We start from the raw sequence: 14,947 nt of genomic DNA on the forward strand, positions 1-14,947 counted from the left end.
GCTATTACAAAAAGCTAATAACTTATTTCCAATATAAGTGCCGGTCAGGAGAGCACTGCGAAATAGGCGGCGATACAAATACAGGTCCACCCCGCCACCGTACCCGCATGGAAAATCTCGTGATAGCCAAAGTAGCGGGCGCGCCTGCCCGGCCAACGCAGCCCGTAAAACACCGCCCCTATCGAGTAGCAAAGTCCCCCCGCTACTAGCAGCCAGATAACCGCCAATCCCCCAGCTTCGCGCAGCTGCCCCATATAGCCAAGCGCAACCCAGCCCAACAAGACATAGATAGGGACATACAGCCAGCGGGGCGCGCCTGGCCAAAATATAGACAGTAAAATCCCCGCCAAGGCACCCAGCCACACCAGCAGTAATAGGTTTCGCGCCTGCGGATAAGGCAAAAGGGAGACTGCAATCGGGGTATAAGACCCCGCAATCAACAAGAAAATATTGCAATGATCCAGGCGGCGCATCACGCTGTGAGCCCGTTTTCCCCAATCTATGCGGTGGTAAAGAGCGGAAACCCCGAAAAGCAGTAAGGAACAAACCAGATAGACGGCACACGCCCAGCGTTCGTTAGCAGTATTGGCTAAACAAATCAGCACAATGGAGGCAGCAAGAGAAAGCGGTACCGTAACGGTGTGGATCCAGCCGCGCAATTTCGGTTTAGGTAGGGCGTTGAAAGAATCCGCCACCCGCTTTTTTACCTGGGTGTATCGTCCCTCATCAGGTGCCATCCGTCCTCCTCAGGTCGAATAAAACCCGCCCTAGCCCCAACAGCTGCGCTAGGGTGTCTGTCTGCAACCTACGTTAATTGTAGGGGATAAATACTGTCAATAAATCGCAGGAGGGGTAAAATCCAACTATTAACCCTAAAGGAGCAAGCTTGACTCACCTTACTGACCTGGTCTATCGACTCTATGCCCGCAACCTGGAAAAGGCGCTGCCCACTGAATCCTTGCCGCGCCACGTGGGGGTAATTCTCGATGGGAATAGGCGTTGGGCGCATCAGGTGGGGGCTGAGTCAGAAACCGGACATAAAGTAGGGGCTGATAAAGCCCTAGAATTTTTAGGGTGGAGTGAAGAAGTTGGGATCCCGGTAGTTACCCTCTGGATGCTATCTACCGATAATCTGCGGCGCTCCGGAGAGGAACTCACGAAACTTTTTGACATTATTTGCGGAGTGGTAGAGCAAATAGCTTCTTTAGGACGCTGGCATCTACGTTTACTCGGCAACCTTTCCCTGCTGCCTGCCCCGGTGCAAGATCGCCTGCGGGAGGCAGTGGCAGATTCTTGCCAAGACTCTCCCCTCACCGTAAATATCGCAGTCGGCTACGGCGGGCGCGAAGAAATTACCGAGGCCGTGCGCAACTTGTTACTGGAAAAGGCACAGGAGGGCGCTACTTTAGAAACCGTAGCTCAAGAACTATCCGTAGATGAAATAACTTCCCACGTTTATACTGCCGGCCAGCCTGACCCGGATTTAGTTATCCGCACCTCGGGTGAACAGCGGTTATCGGGATTCCTGATGTGGCAGTCTACCCATTCGGAATACTACTTTTGCGAAGCCTTCTGGCCAGACTTCCGCAAAATTGACTTCTATCGAGCCCTGCGCGACTTTGCTCTCCGTGAGCGCCGTATGGGCAAGTAAAATCTATTCCTGATTGTCTGTACCCTTAGATTTTTCGGCTGGCGAGTTAGCGTCCTGTTGCTCTTGCTGGGCGGCGCGCTCCGCCTCCGCCACTTTCTGTATCTTGGTCGCAGCTCCTACCTCGAAATCGGTTTTGGCATCCCCGGGAACAAACTGGTTCGGATCTGCTGCCGCAAACTCGGAGAGAGTATCTTGAATTTCCCGCTGTACTTGCTCCGCTTGTTCTGCATGGTCACGGGGAGTATGTCGCTGTCCGTCCTCTTCCACGGCTGCTTTCGCTTCGCGTGCCTCCGCAAGGTTCTGCTCGCTGGGGCGAGCCGCCTCCGCTAATTCTTTATCGAGAGACCCGGGAGGCCCTCCGGGGCGATCTTTCTGGTAATTGAGCCGAATAAAGCTATCATATCCGCGCAGGTAGAGTACGGTAGTGTTCAAGAACGCCAGAATCGGCACCGCAAAAATCGCGCCCACAATCCCCATCGAGGCGCCGCCACCGGCTACCGCCAGCAGTACCGCCACCGGATGCAGACTAACCGCATTAGACATTAATGCCGGTTGCAGCAGATTGGATTCCACCTGCTGAACCACCAAAATAATTATCAGCATTATGATTGCCGTGGTGAATCCTTTATCTACCAGGGCAATCGCTACCGCCATCATTCCCGAAAGGATTGCCCCTAGAATCGGCACGAAGGCCGCCAGGAACACCAAAATAGCCAGGGGAATCGCTAAGGGAACCCCAATCAGGTAGGCACCGCCCCCGATACCGACGGCATCAATCGCTGCCACCAGGCATTGGGTGCGAGTATAGGCACCGAGCGTAACCCAGCCGCGAATAACCGCTTCGTTTAGAGGATGGCGCGCCGAACGCGGAGTCAGCCGCAAGAACCACTGCCACAGTTTGCGCCCATCTTTTAGGAAAAAGAATAGACAGAACAAAGCGGTTAGCGCCCCGGTGAATGCCGACGCCACCGCCGACATAGTTCCCAAAGCATTTTGCGCTAGCCAGGAAGCATTATTACGGGCATAGTTCTGGATTTGATCTTGGGCTTGCGCCCACAGCTTAGTGGCTGTCTCGGTATCCATTTTCAGCGGACCGGTAGCTAGCCAGTGGATGCCTTCATCCACGCCGGCTTTAGTGCGCCCGATTAGGTTGGGCAGTTCGCTAGCCAATTGGGTGGTAGAAACCGAGATCATGGCTGCCACTATCCCCACCCCGAGAATCAAAGTGACCGCGGCAGCCAGTGTCCGCGGAAAATGCAGTTTTATATATAAAAGCCGCAGTACCGGCTCTAATAGCACTGATAGCAGCAGTGCCACCGCTACCGGAACCACAATTACCTGGAACTTACTGGCGACATAAAGGAAACCGGCAAAAGCCGCTGCTACCACCAACAGCCGCCAAGACCAGTCCGCAGCTACCCGCAAAGTTAGCGGCACCGACTGTTTATGCGAAGGTTCTTCCCCATCTGTTTTAATTTCGGGGAGGTCTTGGATATAGGAGCCTGCGTCTGGAACTGCCGGCACAGCGTCTTTCCTCTGCCGAGGAAGCGCCTCTACCAGGCGCCGAGCCGCTTGCTTAAAGCCTTCAAGACGAAAATTCATAACTCAACCCTAGCAGCGTCCCGCAACTCTCTAACAAACCACTCGCTAAGACAGTGATGCTTTTTACTTTAATAATGGTCGTGATGGCGAAAAGCTATTGGCTAGCGGGCGTTAGCGGGTCATCCGGGAAATCGTCTCTCCCGAATCCTCGTCAATCAGGCTCAGCCCGTCCAAAGTGAAACCATTCACCCGTAAAAAGCGGCGTTTTACTTGGTCGGAACGCAGTACCCACGCTTGGGCGGGAGTGTCAGGATCAAGCACATAGTCCAGAAGACGCTGGGCAAGGTCGCGGGAATAAAACTGGCGGATAATCCCGAAGAACGCAATGTCCAGGGCGCGAGGAGCCGGTCCCAACTGATGATCGTTTGGGGGCGAGGGGGTTACATAAGCCATTCCCACTACTTGCCGTCCTCGGGAGGCAAAGGCGATTTTTCTACCCTTCGTCTGCAGGATTTGCTGATGCCAGTACTCAAGGAGGGCTTCTTCGCTGTGTTTTTCCCAAAAATCTTCCGGCACCTGGTCGCCGATAGTTTCGGTTAATATCCGGTGATGCGCCATAGCTGCGCCCGCAGCATCAACCAAGGTAGGGGTTCTTACAATCACCGGCACAGCGAGGTTCCTTCCTAAAAATACTTCGGGGCGACTACAGCTTATAGTAGTCGCCCCGAGGTACAGTTTTCTATTCAGTTACCTGGTTAGTTATCGCGAAGAATCGCAATGATGCGCAAAATCTCGATGTAGAGCCAGACCACCGTGACCATGATTCCCAGAGCGCAGCTCCAGGCCATATCTTTGTCCGCCCCCAGGCGCACGCCCTCGCGAACCATATCAAAATCAGAGATTAGTGACATTGCCCCGAAGATCACCGCAAATAAGCCCACTAGCAGCCCCAGAGGCAGCCCGAAGAGAGTGATTTGGTCAAGATTACCCACGGCACTGGAGGGAGTAACCATCGCCAAAACCATCGCCAAAAGCCGATAAACCACGATTGAAACGATGCCCAACAGCATAATCTTCATGAACTTGGAGTTGACCCTGACTAGCCCCGACTTAAATAACACCAGGCAGGTAACGAAGACTGCCGCGGTTCCAATCAACGCCTGGATTACAATCCCCGGATACGTATATTCGAAGAACGCAGAAATCCCGCCGATGAACAGCCCTTCAAAGAAGGAGTAACCCAAGGTAATCGCTGCCGAAGGCTTACGGCGGAAGGAATGCACCAGCACTAACGCAAAAGCTATCAGAGCGGAAACCGAGGAAATGGTGAGCATTGTTCCCGCGTTCGCCGCCAGATCGCTGACTCCCCAAAACCACAGCGCCGCAGCTGCCACAATCATTACCCCAAAACTTGCGCCGGTGCGCACCAGCACATCATCTAGGGTCATAGGACGCGAAATACTCTGGGGAACCCCCAGTTGCTGACCTTGATCAAAGGTAGTTTGTCCGGGAATAGAGGTATTTTGTCCAGGAACGCCGGGGGTGGCGGATTGCGGATAGGACGGATTAGCGAACCGCGCGTCTCCCCCTACCTGGTAGCCAGGCATTTCGGGATAGCCAGCGGGAGTGCGACGCATCTGCTCGCCTACTTGATTCATAACCGGATTTGCCATCTGGATCTCTCTTTCTGCAGTTACCAGCCGCTTCCGTTTCGCAACTTTACTAGTCGCACTCCGACAATTGCCAGAGCTGGAAACAGCACTACTAAACAAATTATTAGTAGATGTTTCTGAAAAGTTTCTGGATGAGTTCCGTAAAAATAATGGTAGTACCCCCGGTCGGACTCGAACCGACACTGGACTGATTTTAAGTCAGCTGCCTCTACCGATTGGGCTACGGGGGCTTACCAGGACTTTTAGCTGCCCTTCGGGTACGATAACGCACCAACCAAGTTTTGTTTTATCAAAAGCAGGTACCTTTTGTAAAACGCCACTCCATATTAAACCTTAGCGTTTCACGAAAGTCGAAACAAAGAAGGGTTAGCATAGGGGCATGCAGCAGAAACATGATAACGAAAACAATTGTTCTCCAGAGCAAGATAAGAAGGAAGATGTCCATTACTTCCCCTTGGAAAAAGAGGTTGAAGAACTGGTAACTCCCCCGGACTACCAGGATTTGGCGATTCCTTCTCCGAAGGATTACAGCGAGGAATCCCCCCACGGGGTCTTTACCTCCATCAAACGGGTATTAGCTAACGACATTGTGGCGGGCATGATTTTGGTCTCCGCCGCCATTTTGGCGCTGATTTTAGCGAACGCGCCCTCCCCGGTGCGGGAAGGCTATATGACGCTTTCTAACTTCGAATTTGGTCCGCGTTCCTTGGGGCTACATCTAGCGGTACACGAGTGGGCGCAAGATGGGATTTTGACCCTGTTCTTCTTTGCGGTGGGTTTGGAACTAAAACAAGAGTTCGCGATAGGTTCGCTACACAACATTAAAGTTGCTGCCATGCCGATTATCGCCGCTATCTTCGGAATGGTCGGCCCGGCCTGTGTCTTTCTGGTAGGCACCGCCATTTCTGGTGATAACGCCTGGCATGGTTGGGCAATCCCCACTGCCACCGATATTGCCTTTGCGGTGGCTATTTTGCAGATTTTCGGACGCGGACTGCCCCTGGCTGCTCGCACCTTCCTGTTAACCCTGGCAGTTGCCGATGATCTGGGCGGAATTTTAGTAATCGCCATTTTCTACGCCACCGGAATGAAATTTATTTCTCTGCTGCTGGCGTTTGTTTGCGCCGCAGTTTTCGGTTTCCTAGCCCAAAAACGGTGGGGACGCTGGTGGATACTGATTCCGCTGGGTATCTTGACCTGGTACTTCATGTTTGATTCCGGGGTACACGCCACCATCTCCGGGGTACTACTAGGGATGACAGTGCCCGCCAAACAGATCGCTGGCGAAACCGAACCCGAAACCGAACGCCTTACAGAAGCGGTCAACCCCTTTAGCGCCGGCTTGGCGGTGCCCATCTTCGCTTTCTTCGCCGCCGGGGTAAATGTGGTGGACGTGGCAGGCGGGCCGCTCCATGTAATCACTCACCCAATTGCGCTTTCCGTAATGGTGGCAATGCCCCTTGGTAAGGTGCTGGGAATTTTTGGTTCCGTGGCTATCTTTACGAAACTGACTCCCCTCACTTTAGGCAAAGGCGTAGGCTTGCGGGATGTACTCCCGGTTTCGCTAACTGCCGGTATCGGTTTCACAGTGGCGCTACTGATTTCCCACCTGGCCTTTAGAGGGGATGCAGACTTGACTCAGGCGGGCTCCCTGGGGGTGCTAATGGGAACTTTCGCGTCGGTAATCCTGGCCGCTATCTCCCTGCAAATCCGGGTGCGGCATTTAAAGGCTGCTGGAAAGATTCAAAGCTAAGGTAATGGTAATAGCCCTCGTAGGCGGGTCTGCCTAAGCCCGTGGTTAGCAGGCTTATCCCCCGCCTGCTACTACGGATGGGAAAACCACCTGCCCAGCGCCACAATGGGCTACCTGGGTATCTGGGGACGATCTCGCGCCTCTCCCCTAGTTTTCGAGGATGCGCGCTTGCTCCAGCAAAGTCGCAAAGTCTGGGTTTGCCTGGTCGGCAACCTCTAAGTAGCGGCTAGGTAGCAACACCCGGTTGTAGCCGAGGGAGGATGCCTGCTCGAAGAAGCCAGCCGACATTTTGCGCGGGGCTTTTAGCAGACCAGCATTACTGGCACCGGCTGCTAGCAGTCCTTCGCGCAGATGCAATGCCGCTAGGGCTTCATGGGGCTTTTGATATGCCAGCGCCACTTTTAGCTGCTGCCCTTCCTCTGGCAGGGATACTAGATCCACGATCCGTTCAAACCCGAAGCTGAAGCCGACGGCGGGGACATCTCGCCCCAGCCAACGTCCTACTACCCCGTCATAGCGTCCGCCTCCACAAATAGAGGATCCGGAAGCGGTGTGGGAAACCTCAAAAATCGGACCGGTGTAATAACCCATGCCGCGCACCAAAGTGGGGGTGAAAGAAATCTTGATATCGGGAGCGATCTGGCGCACTTGAGAGGCGATGGCTCCCAGATCAAACAGCGGCAGTTCGGCGCCTAGAGCAGGAACCTGCACGGTTTCCACGTCACTGCCCAGTTCTAGCTCCGCGATACTGCCTACTGCCTCTACTAGGGATTTTGCTTGGGAGTCAGTGGCGATTTCCTGCCCCACTAGTTCTTTTATAACGCCCTCTTCTCCGATTTTTTCCAGTTTGTCGAGGGTGATGAAGGCACTATCGTGCTTTTCGTCTGCAACCCCGGCCGCTTTCATCAGTTCCCGCAGGAAACGGCGATCGTTGAGCAGGATTGTGGAATCTTTGTCTAGCCCCAGTTTGCCGATGGCGTTCCACATGGTCACGATAATTTCGACTTCTGCGCTAAAAGAAGCCTCCCCCAAAATATCGATATCTACCTGGTTAAACTGGCGGAAACGCCCCTTTTGCGGGCGCTCAGCGCGCCATACCGGACCGGTCTGGAAGGCACGGAACACGCTCGGTAGCTCCCCCTGGTGGCTAGCGAAGTAGCGGGTTAAGGGAAGGGTCAAGTCATATCGTAGCCCCAGGTCTACCGCCTCGGCGGGCAAAATTCCTGCTTGCGGATCCAGACCGCGCCGCATCACCTGGAAAATCATTTTCTCGTTTTCCCCACCTTGCCCAGATTGCAGCCGCTCAATCGGCTCCAGGGCAGGGGTTTCTATCTCCATGAACCCCAGGGAAGTATAGGTTTCGCGCAGGACGCTAAGGACGCGTTCACGCCAAGTTTTTTCGGTGGGTAGAAAGTCTCGCATCCCGCGAGTAGCAACAATTTTTCCAGACATGACTATAACTTTAGCATTGGCGCAAGTTCGGCTTTGCGACTAAAAAGATTACAACTTTCAAAGTAAATAAAAGTTAAAAAGGTGAAAGTGCCAGTGGTACCCCCAACGGGATTCGAACCCGTGTCTACGCCGTGAGAGGGCGGTGTCCTAGGCCTCTAGACTATGGGGGCCAGAAACAAGAACCAGCAGGTTCCCATTTTTGCTGGGGTACCAGGACTTGAACCTAGAATGGCTGAACCAGAATCAGCTGTGTTACCGATTACACCATACCCCAAGGGCTGCTAACCTCGGCTTGCGCCGGGCTGCAGTCATCTACTCTAACGCAGGCACTTAGGCAGCTTCAAATAAATTCCTTGTGTGACTAATCACCTGACGTTACGCCTGTTCCAGATGGTTTTGTAGTTTATGCAGGCGTTTTATGATGGCCTCTTTCCCCAAGATTCCAATGGAGTCAAATACCGGGATCGACACGTTAGAGCCGGTGATTGCCATGAACAACGGTTGGAAAGCAACGCGAGGTTTAAGCCCCATTTCTTCGACCATTACCTGGCTCATAGCGGCTTTAACCGCCTCGGGATCTCCAATGGTGCCGGCCTCGCCAACTTGGCCTTCTGGCAGGTCTGTTACCACTTTGGCCGCGGCCTCGAGTACCTGCGGGGCATTATCTTTGAGTTTACGTAGCGGCTTTTCTTGATATTCCACCTGGTCATCCGCAATAAACAGGAATCCCAGCAGGCTCTTAGCTTGGGAAAGTACCTGCATCCGGCTTTGGGCAAGCGGAGCGGCAGCCTCCAAAAGCTGTTTTTCTTTATCGGTTAAATCAGCTAGGTTATCGGCACTTACGAATCCGCCGGCGTGCAGATAGGGAACGATCCGCTCAGTGAAATCGCCAACTTGCAGCATCCGAATATGGTCAGCGTTAATCGCCAGTGCTTTCTTGGAGTCAAAGCGCGCCGGATTGGGGTTGACGTCCTCAATATCGAAGGCCGCGATCATTTCTTCTTTACTAAACACGTCCCGATCGGCCGATAAAGCCCACCCTAACAGCGCTAAATAGTTCACTAGCCCTTCAGGGATCATCCCGTTTTCCCGGTGCAACAGCAGATTCGATTCTGGATCCCGCTTAGATAGTTTCTTATTGCCCTCCCCCATTACATAGGGCAAGTGCGCGAACTCGGGGACGCGGTCTGCGATCCCCAACTCGATGAGGGCGCGGTAAAGCACGATTTGGCGGGGGGTGGATGAAAGCAGGTCTTCTCCGCGCAGCACGTGCGTAATATGCATTAGGGCGTCATCTACCGGGTTCACCAGGGTGTAGAGGGGATCTCCGCCGCCGCGAACAATCACATAGTCGGGAACTGAATCGGCTTGGAAAGTGATGTCTCCGCGCACCAGATCATGGAAAGTAATATCTTCATCGGGCATCCGCATCCGCAGCACCGGCTGGCGCCCTTCCGCGCGAAAAGCCGCGATCTGTTCTTCCGTCAGGTTGCGGTCATAGCCGTCATAGCCCAGATGGGGGTTACGCCCGGCGGCTTTATGACGCGCCGCAATTTCCTCGGGGGTGGAATAAGATTCGTAGGCATATCCCCCGGCGAGCAGCTTATCCGCTACCTCTTTATAGATATCCATACGTTCGCTTTGCCGGTAGGGACCGTAGGGACCGCCCTTGCCGACACCCTCGTCCCAATCTAGTCCCAGCCAGCGTAAAGACTCTAGGATTTGCTCAAAGGATTCTTCTGAGTCGCGTTTGGCGTCGGTGTCCTCGATCCGGAAAACGAAAGTTCCCCCCGTGTGGCGCGCATAAGCCCAGTTAAACAGGCAGGTACGCACCATTCCCACATGCGGGGTACCAGTGGGTGAAGGGCAAAACCGCACCCGAATAGGGGAAGTGGAATCCGGATTCATACCTATAATCTCCTTGCGTAAAATCGTTAGTTCCCCTTGATTCTACTTCGCGCCCCGCCTGATTCTCGAACCTGGGGGATTATCGGGGCTCGTCTTTCTCCTCTCCCCTTCTTTTCGAGCACCATCTGCAAACAATATTTGCGCGCCCTAACTGGTCACGAGGCGTAGGGTGGATACATGCAAGATTTTGACCACTTATCCCTGCAAGAACTACGCCGTAGAGGATCTTTAAAATGGACCGGAAAAACCTTGGAGGGCGAGCCTTTATGGGGAGCCTGGGTGGCAGAAATGGATTTTGGAACCGCGCCTGCAGTTGCACGCTGCCTGCACCGCGCTATCGATGACGGTTTCTTTGGCTATATGCCGCCGCGACTGGCAAATGATCTCCAGCGAGAAACCGGGCGTTTTCTCGCTACATCCTATAGGTGGCAGGTTAACGCCGAGGATGTGTTTATTTCCTCCGATGTACTTTCGATTCTGCGCGCCCAAATCCAACTGATGACTAACCCCGGAGAAGCGGTGGTGGTACCTACTCCCGCCTATATGCCGTTTTTAACTATCCCCATCCAGGCAGGACGGGAACTAATCGAAGTTAAAAGTCGCTATTATCAGGGACGTTGGGAGCTTGACTTTGCGGCGCTCGAAGATGCGCTTCGTCAGGAAAAAGCTAAGTTGCTGGTGCTTTGTAACCCGTGGAACCCCACCGGGAGAGTCATCAGCGAAGCCGAGCTGCGAAAAGTTGGGCAGCTGGCGCTTGCCCATCAAGTAACGGTGTTTGCCGATGAAATCCATGCTCCCTTGGTGCTGACCGATAAGGCTCGCCACATTCCGTTTGCCAGCCTGGACCCGGAGTTTGCCCAGATCACCGTGACTGCGCATGCGGCCTCTAAAGGCTGGAATTTGGCGGGTCTCCATTGCGCACAAATGATTTTGCCGCCCTCGCCGCTACGTGATCAATTCGAAGATGCCGGGGTAACTACCCAGCTAGCGATGGGCGCGACTCCCCTAGGAGCACTGGCCACCCGCGCTGCCTATCAAGAGGGAGGCGCTTGGCTGCAAGAAATCAAAGCTTATATTCGTGAAAACCTTGCCAGTTCCCGGGATTTGGCGTTGCAGATTGCTCCCCGGCTGCAAATCCCGGAAGTGGAAGGCACCTACCTGTCGCTATGGGACGCGAGTAGCTATGGCGAAAACCCGGTCAAAATCGCGGAGGAGAAAGCGCGAGTAGGAGTAAATGGCGGCGAGATCCTGGGTACCGGCTACCCCGGTTTATTGCGGCTTAACGCCGCTACTCCCCGCTACCTGTTCCTGGAGATGACCCGGCGACTAGCTAGCGCGCTGCGAGAAGCAGAAAACGATTAGTCTCGCGGAGCACGCGGTGGCGTTAATGGGTTAGCGGTTGGCGCTAACCACCATATTTTCCATCTGTCCTACCCCGGTGATGGCGCTTGTTAGGCGCTCACCAGCGCTTAAGGGCTGTGGCAGCTCAATTCCTCCTACGATTACTACGTCCCCGGGTAGCAGGGTCATCATGGCGCTGACCTTAGCGAAAGCCTCGGCGGCATTGAGCGGAAAGTCGGCGCTACTAGCAGAGGCAACCTCTTGGCCAGAAACGCTCGCGCTAATGGTGACGTTATCGGGATTAAAACCGGGGTCAACTACGATCCACGGACCGATTGCGGCAGAAGTATCCCAAGCCCTGGTCTGAGAGAAACTGATTTCTTCCCCGCCGCATGCAAAGTCTACCCCGATAGTCCACCCGGCGATCACCGACCCTACCTGCTCCGGGGACACATTTTTACAAATAGTTTTAGCGACCGCTGCGATCCCCACGAAGGCGCGTGCCGTGCCGCCTCCCCAAGCGGGAATGGCGATGGGATCGTCCGGGCCAATCACCGCCGTATTGGGTTTGATAGCCACCTGTGGCCACTGCCCCACACCCGCCGCTGATCCCAGCAGATTCGCGCAGCAGCTAACTGCCTTCGAGCGGGGAATCACCGGAGATAGCAGCCGCGCTTCCTCTAAGTTATAAAGCTGTCCGGAGGGTTCCGCCTTTTGGAACAGGGGGTCACCTTTTAAGGATACAATCCGCTCACTTTCGTCCTCTAAAGCTCCGTAAATAGGGTTGGCATCGATCCGAAATCGCACAATCTTCATAGAGCCCAGTCTAGCGCCCTTGCTAAAGTAGAAAGGATGAGCCAAGGAGGAACGCGTGAGTAACAATGTCTTGGAACCGGCATGGCGACGCCTGATAGGCGCAATGTTCACCTCCCCGCATCCCGAAATTACTCCTGGCGCTGACCTGGGAATTTGTATCGAATTGGATGGCAGTTTCCATCCTTTACGCCGGGAAGTTTCTGGTACTTGGACCCGCAATCGTGCCAGTTGGCGTGACCTTTGCCAAACTAAATGGGAATCAGTTTCTGCCGGTTTAGATCGGACGCAGCTCAGCTGCTTACGAAAGGTGGCCGGGCTATTAGAAAAACCTCCTCACCGGTTATCTTCCGAGGAGGCCGCGCAGGTATCCCCCGCGATTCGCTCTTTGGCGCGCGCGGGATTTTCTTTTGCCCTCGGCACCGAGCCCCTCACTCCACTGCGTTTTTCTCCGATTCTGGCGCGCCCTTTCCTAGATATTTGTGCTCCTGGCGACCTGGCGCTGCGCTTTGGGATTGATTTTTCTGCCGGTAAAGATCCTGCCCAGCGCACAGTGGCTGCTACCTGTGTGGCGGCCGGTCTTGAACTGGTTGCCAGCGAAGAGCTCGGGTGTTTCGCCTTTTGGGATGATCGTTTCGGAGCGCTTAACCGGGTGTTGGGGGCGAAACCGGTGCGGGTGCCGCAAGCGGATTTAGCGGATTTTTTGTTGCAAGATTTTCCACGCCTTAGCGATAGCTTCCCGGTCCATTCTTTAGATAACAGTTTCGAGTCCCCCAAATATCGCTACCTGCTGGAAGTGGGAACTTCCCGGGCAGAAGACCTTTACCGGATTCACCTGCGCGCCATGCGCGAGCTTGAGGGGCAAAAGATTGAAACCAGCGCCCCACCTGACCAGATTACGCAGCTGCAGAGCCAGGTGACGAAGTGGTTGCGCCGCCAAGAAGGGGTTTTCACTTTCGATAGTTTTCTTTCTTGTCCCGCTCACCGCATAAACCAGTTACTCGATGAGCTAGAAACCGTTTTTGATGGCCAGGATTTAGAAGTTAACCGCCACGGAATTCCCCGTTCATTTTCGCAACAGGGTGGAGAGATCATCGTGGATTTATCCCCCAATACTTACGGCTGGTTTACCCCGCAGGTGCGGCTGCGTTTAGGTGACCGTGACTTTACATCCTCCGAGATTGCCCAGATGCGCGAGCGCGGCGGGCTAATCGATGCCGATACTTATCTTAGTGAAGCCGATCTGGATCGACTGACGCTGCTTAGTGAGCGCGCCGGCCTTAACCGCCGCGGGATCCACCCGGCGATTATTGACCTCTCCCAGATTCTGGAGGGTACGCAAGCACAGGTGCGTGGCCTAGAAGCTTGGAAGGCACGCAAACTAAAGTTGCCGCCGATTGCCGCACCCCACACCGTTAAGCTGCGCGAATATCAATGCACGGGCGTGTCTTGGTTGCTGGCGCAACTGTCGATTGGGCCCGGAGCGGTGCTGGCCGACGAAATGGGGCTGGGAAAAACTCTGCAGATTTTAGCGGCGATTAAATCCTTACCCACCTCGAATCCGGTGCTGGTAGTGGCGCCTACTTCGGTAATTAATGTTTGGGAGTCCCAAGCGCAACGTTTTTATCCCGAGATGCAGGTGCGGGCGCTGCGTAGCGGCACCGAGATTGAGGAGGGTTTCAGCGGGGCAGATTTAGTGGTTACCTCCTACGGGTTGCTGCGCCGTCATGCGGAGGCTTTCTTAGAGCCTCAGTGGCAGGGGGTGATTTGTGATGAGGCGCAGCTGGTGAAGAATCCGCGTACTCAAGCCTGGCGGATCCTTAATGATTTGCGCCGCGAGTGGACTATTTGTGCTACCGGCACTCCCCTAGAGAATTCTTTAGCGGATTTGCATGCGATTTTGTCTTTGGCGCAACCAGGCACTTTGCTTTCACGGGAACAGTTTGCTGCCTTGCAGCTGCGCGGGATAAACCAGGTGCGTTCGCTGGTGGCTCCCTATATGTTACGGCGCACTAAAGCTGAGGTGGCACCGGATTTGCCCCCGAAGATTGAACAGGTGTTGCGGGTTGATTTAGAGCCGGGGCATAGTGCCGCTTATCGGGAACTGGAAACCCAGGCACGCCACCAGGTTAGCGGGTTGCTGCAATCTGGGGATCGGATGTCGATTTTGGCGGCGCTGACGGCGCTGCGGCGCGCCAGCTTAGACCTGCGTCTGGTAGGCGGACGCGCCGGGATAACTAGCGCCAAAACTGCCGCCCTGATGGAGCAGCTGCAAGCGATACCTGGCCATAAAGCCTTGGTATTTTCCCAGTTCACCTCTTATTTAAAGTTGATTAAAGAAGCCCTAGAGGAGGCAGGAATAAAAACTGCCTATCTGGATGGGTCTACCCGGCAGCGCGACCAGGTAGTTGAAGAGTTTTCCGAGGGAAACGCGCAAGCTTTCTTGATTTCCCTGCGGGCAGGCGGCACGGGGCTGACTTTGACTGCCGCCGACTATGTGTTTGTGATGGATCCGTGGTGGAACCCGGCAGTCGAAGAGCAGGCAATCGACCGCGCTCACCGGATCGGGCAAGAACGCCCAGTCAATGTCTACCGCCTGGTGGCGAAGGGAACCATCGAAGAAAAAGTCTCCCAGCTACAGCAACGCAAGCGCGACCTGTTTACTTCGGTAGTTAAATCTTCCGGCTCCCTAACCGAACTAGCCAGTTCCCTGCTAATGGACACCAACTAGCTGGCAGTGATTTTAGCGGCTAATTTTCCCTTTGAGCTGGCACCCAAAAATGGCAGTGGGTCGTTGCTCCGGGGAGCAACGAC

General features: G+C 54.5%; 11 protein-coding genes and 3 tRNA genes. 4 read left to right on the forward strand and 10 right to left on the reverse strand.

Going from position 1 to position 14,947, the window contains the following annotated elements; genetic code table 11:
- Positions 1-44: 44 nt before the first annotated feature.
- Positions 45-737: a PAQR family membrane homeostasis protein TrhA gene (trhA, locus tag BQ5456_RS00970; RefSeq protein ID WP_083378285.1), complete on the reverse strand. Its 693-nt coding sequence runs from the start codon at positions 735-737 to the stop codon at positions 45-47.
- Positions 738-886: 149 nt separating this feature from the next.
- Between trhA and BQ5456_RS00975 the strand changes: the two genes are divergently transcribed.
- Positions 887-1,651, forward strand: coding sequence for an isoprenyl transferase (locus BQ5456_RS00975; protein ID WP_071128357.1), 765 nt, complete (start codon positions 887-889; stop codon positions 1,649-1,651).
- A 3-nt stretch (positions 1,652-1,654) separates the two neighbouring features.
- On the opposite strand, the gene BQ5456_RS00980 is transcribed toward BQ5456_RS00975, so the two are convergent.
- From BQ5456_RS00980 to BQ5456_RS00995, 4 genes are all read right to left on the reverse strand, one after another.
- Positions 1,655-3,253: an AI-2E family transporter gene (locus BQ5456_RS00980; RefSeq protein ID WP_083378286.1), complete on the reverse strand. Its 1,599-nt coding sequence runs from the start codon at positions 3,251-3,253 to the stop codon at positions 1,655-1,657.
- 111 nt (positions 3,254-3,364) lie between these two features.
- Positions 3,365-3,862 carry a hypothetical protein gene (locus tag BQ5456_RS00985; RefSeq protein ID WP_071128359.1) on the reverse strand — a complete coding sequence of 166 codons (498 nt, stop codon included), beginning with the start codon at positions 3,860-3,862 and terminating at the stop codon, positions 3,365-3,367.
- Between the two features lie 86 nt (positions 3,863-3,948).
- The gene (locus BQ5456_RS00990) at positions 3,949-4,866 is read right to left on the reverse strand and encodes a Bax inhibitor-1/YccA family protein (RefSeq protein WP_083378287.1); all 918 of its coding nucleotides are present in this window, start codon (positions 4,864-4,866) and stop codon (positions 3,949-3,951) included.
- A gap of 156 nt (positions 4,867-5,022) precedes the next feature.
- Positions 5,023-5,096, reverse strand: a tRNA-Leu gene (locus BQ5456_RS00995).
- A 149-nt stretch (positions 5,097-5,245) separates the two neighbouring features.
- On the opposite strand from BQ5456_RS00995, the gene nhaA reads away from it, so the two are divergent.
- The gene (gene nhaA, locus BQ5456_RS01000; RefSeq protein WP_071128360.1) at positions 5,246-6,619 is read left to right on the forward strand and encodes a Na+/H+ antiporter NhaA; all 1,374 of its coding nucleotides are present in this window, start codon (positions 5,246-5,248) and stop codon (positions 6,617-6,619) included.
- Between the two features lie 147 nt (positions 6,620-6,766).
- On the opposite strand, the gene BQ5456_RS01005 is transcribed toward nhaA, so the two are convergent.
- The 4 genes from BQ5456_RS01005 to gltX all read right to left on the reverse strand — a co-directional run bounded on the left by BQ5456_RS01005 (position 6,767) and on the right by gltX (position 9,979).
- Positions 6,767-8,071 carry a histidine--tRNA ligase gene (locus BQ5456_RS01005; RefSeq protein WP_071128361.1) on the reverse strand — a complete coding sequence of 435 codons (1,305 nt, stop codon included), beginning with the start codon at positions 8,069-8,071 and terminating at the stop codon, positions 6,767-6,769.
- A gap of 94 nt (positions 8,072-8,165) precedes the next feature.
- A tRNA-Glu gene (locus tag BQ5456_RS01010) sits at positions 8,166-8,241 on the reverse strand.
- A gap of 32 nt (positions 8,242-8,273) precedes the next feature.
- A tRNA-Gln gene (locus tag BQ5456_RS01015) sits at positions 8,274-8,345 on the reverse strand.
- A 101-nt stretch (positions 8,346-8,446) separates the two neighbouring features.
- A complete protein-coding gene (gene gltX, locus BQ5456_RS01020) occupies positions 8,447-9,979 on the reverse strand; it encodes a glutamate--tRNA ligase (RefSeq protein WP_071128362.1) in 1,533 nt (510 codons plus the stop codon).
- Positions 9,980-10,156: 177 nt separating this feature from the next.
- Between gltX and BQ5456_RS01025 the strand changes: the two genes are divergently transcribed.
- Positions 10,157-11,341, forward strand: a complete 1,185-nt coding sequence (locus BQ5456_RS01025) for a MalY/PatB family protein (protein WP_071128363.1) — start codon at positions 10,157-10,159, stop codon at positions 11,339-11,341.
- Positions 11,342-11,371: 30 nt separating this feature from the next.
- On the opposite strand, the gene BQ5456_RS01030 is transcribed toward BQ5456_RS01025, so the two are convergent.
- Entirely contained in the window at positions 11,372-12,136 is a 765-nt protein-coding gene (locus BQ5456_RS01030; RefSeq protein WP_071128364.1) for a fumarylacetoacetate hydrolase family protein, read from the reverse strand.
- A gap of 55 nt (positions 12,137-12,191) precedes the next feature.
- Between BQ5456_RS01030 and BQ5456_RS01035 the strand changes: the two genes are divergently transcribed.
- Positions 12,192-14,864 (forward strand): DEAD/DEAH box helicase, encoded by a 2,673-nt coding sequence (locus BQ5456_RS01035; protein WP_071128365.1) that lies wholly within the window; start codon positions 12,192-12,194, stop codon positions 14,862-14,864.
- The last annotated feature ends 83 nt before the right edge of the window (positions 14,865-14,947 follow it).

The organism is Varibaculum massiliense (assembly GCF_900106855.1).
GTDB classification, from domain to species: domain Bacteria; phylum Actinomycetota; class Actinomycetes; order Actinomycetales; family Actinomycetaceae; genus Varibaculum; species Varibaculum massiliense.

Bases quoted from the DNA above. Each gene is read 5' to 3' on its own strand.
- trhA (WP_083378285.1), bottom strand. From the start codon at position 737: ATGGCACCTGATGAGGGACGATACACCCAGGTAAAAAAGCGGGTGGCG.
- BQ5456_RS00980 (WP_083378286.1), bottom strand. From the start codon at position 3,253: ATGAATTTTCGTCTTGAAGGCTTTAAGCAAGCGGCTCGGCGCCTGGTA.
- BQ5456_RS00990 (WP_083378287.1), bottom strand. From the start codon at position 4,866: ATGGCAAATCCGGTTATGAATCAAGTAGGCGAGCAGATGCGTCGCACT.
- nhaA (WP_071128360.1), top strand. From the start codon at position 5,246: ATGCAGCAGAAACATGATAACGAAAACAATTGTTCTCCAGAGCAAGAT.
- BQ5456_RS01005 (WP_071128361.1), bottom strand. From the start codon at position 8,071: ATGTCTGGAAAAATTGTTGCTACTCGCGGGATGCGAGACTTTCTACCC.
- gltX (WP_071128362.1), bottom strand. From the start codon at position 9,979: ATGAATCCGGATTCCACTTCCCCTATTCGGGTGCGGTTTTGCCCTTCA.
- BQ5456_RS01025 (WP_071128363.1), top strand. From the start codon at position 10,157: ATGCAAGATTTTGACCACTTATCCCTGCAAGAACTACGCCGTAGAGGA.
- BQ5456_RS01030 (WP_071128364.1), bottom strand. From the start codon at position 12,136: ATGAAGATTGTGCGATTTCGGATCGATGCCAACCCTATTTACGGAGCT.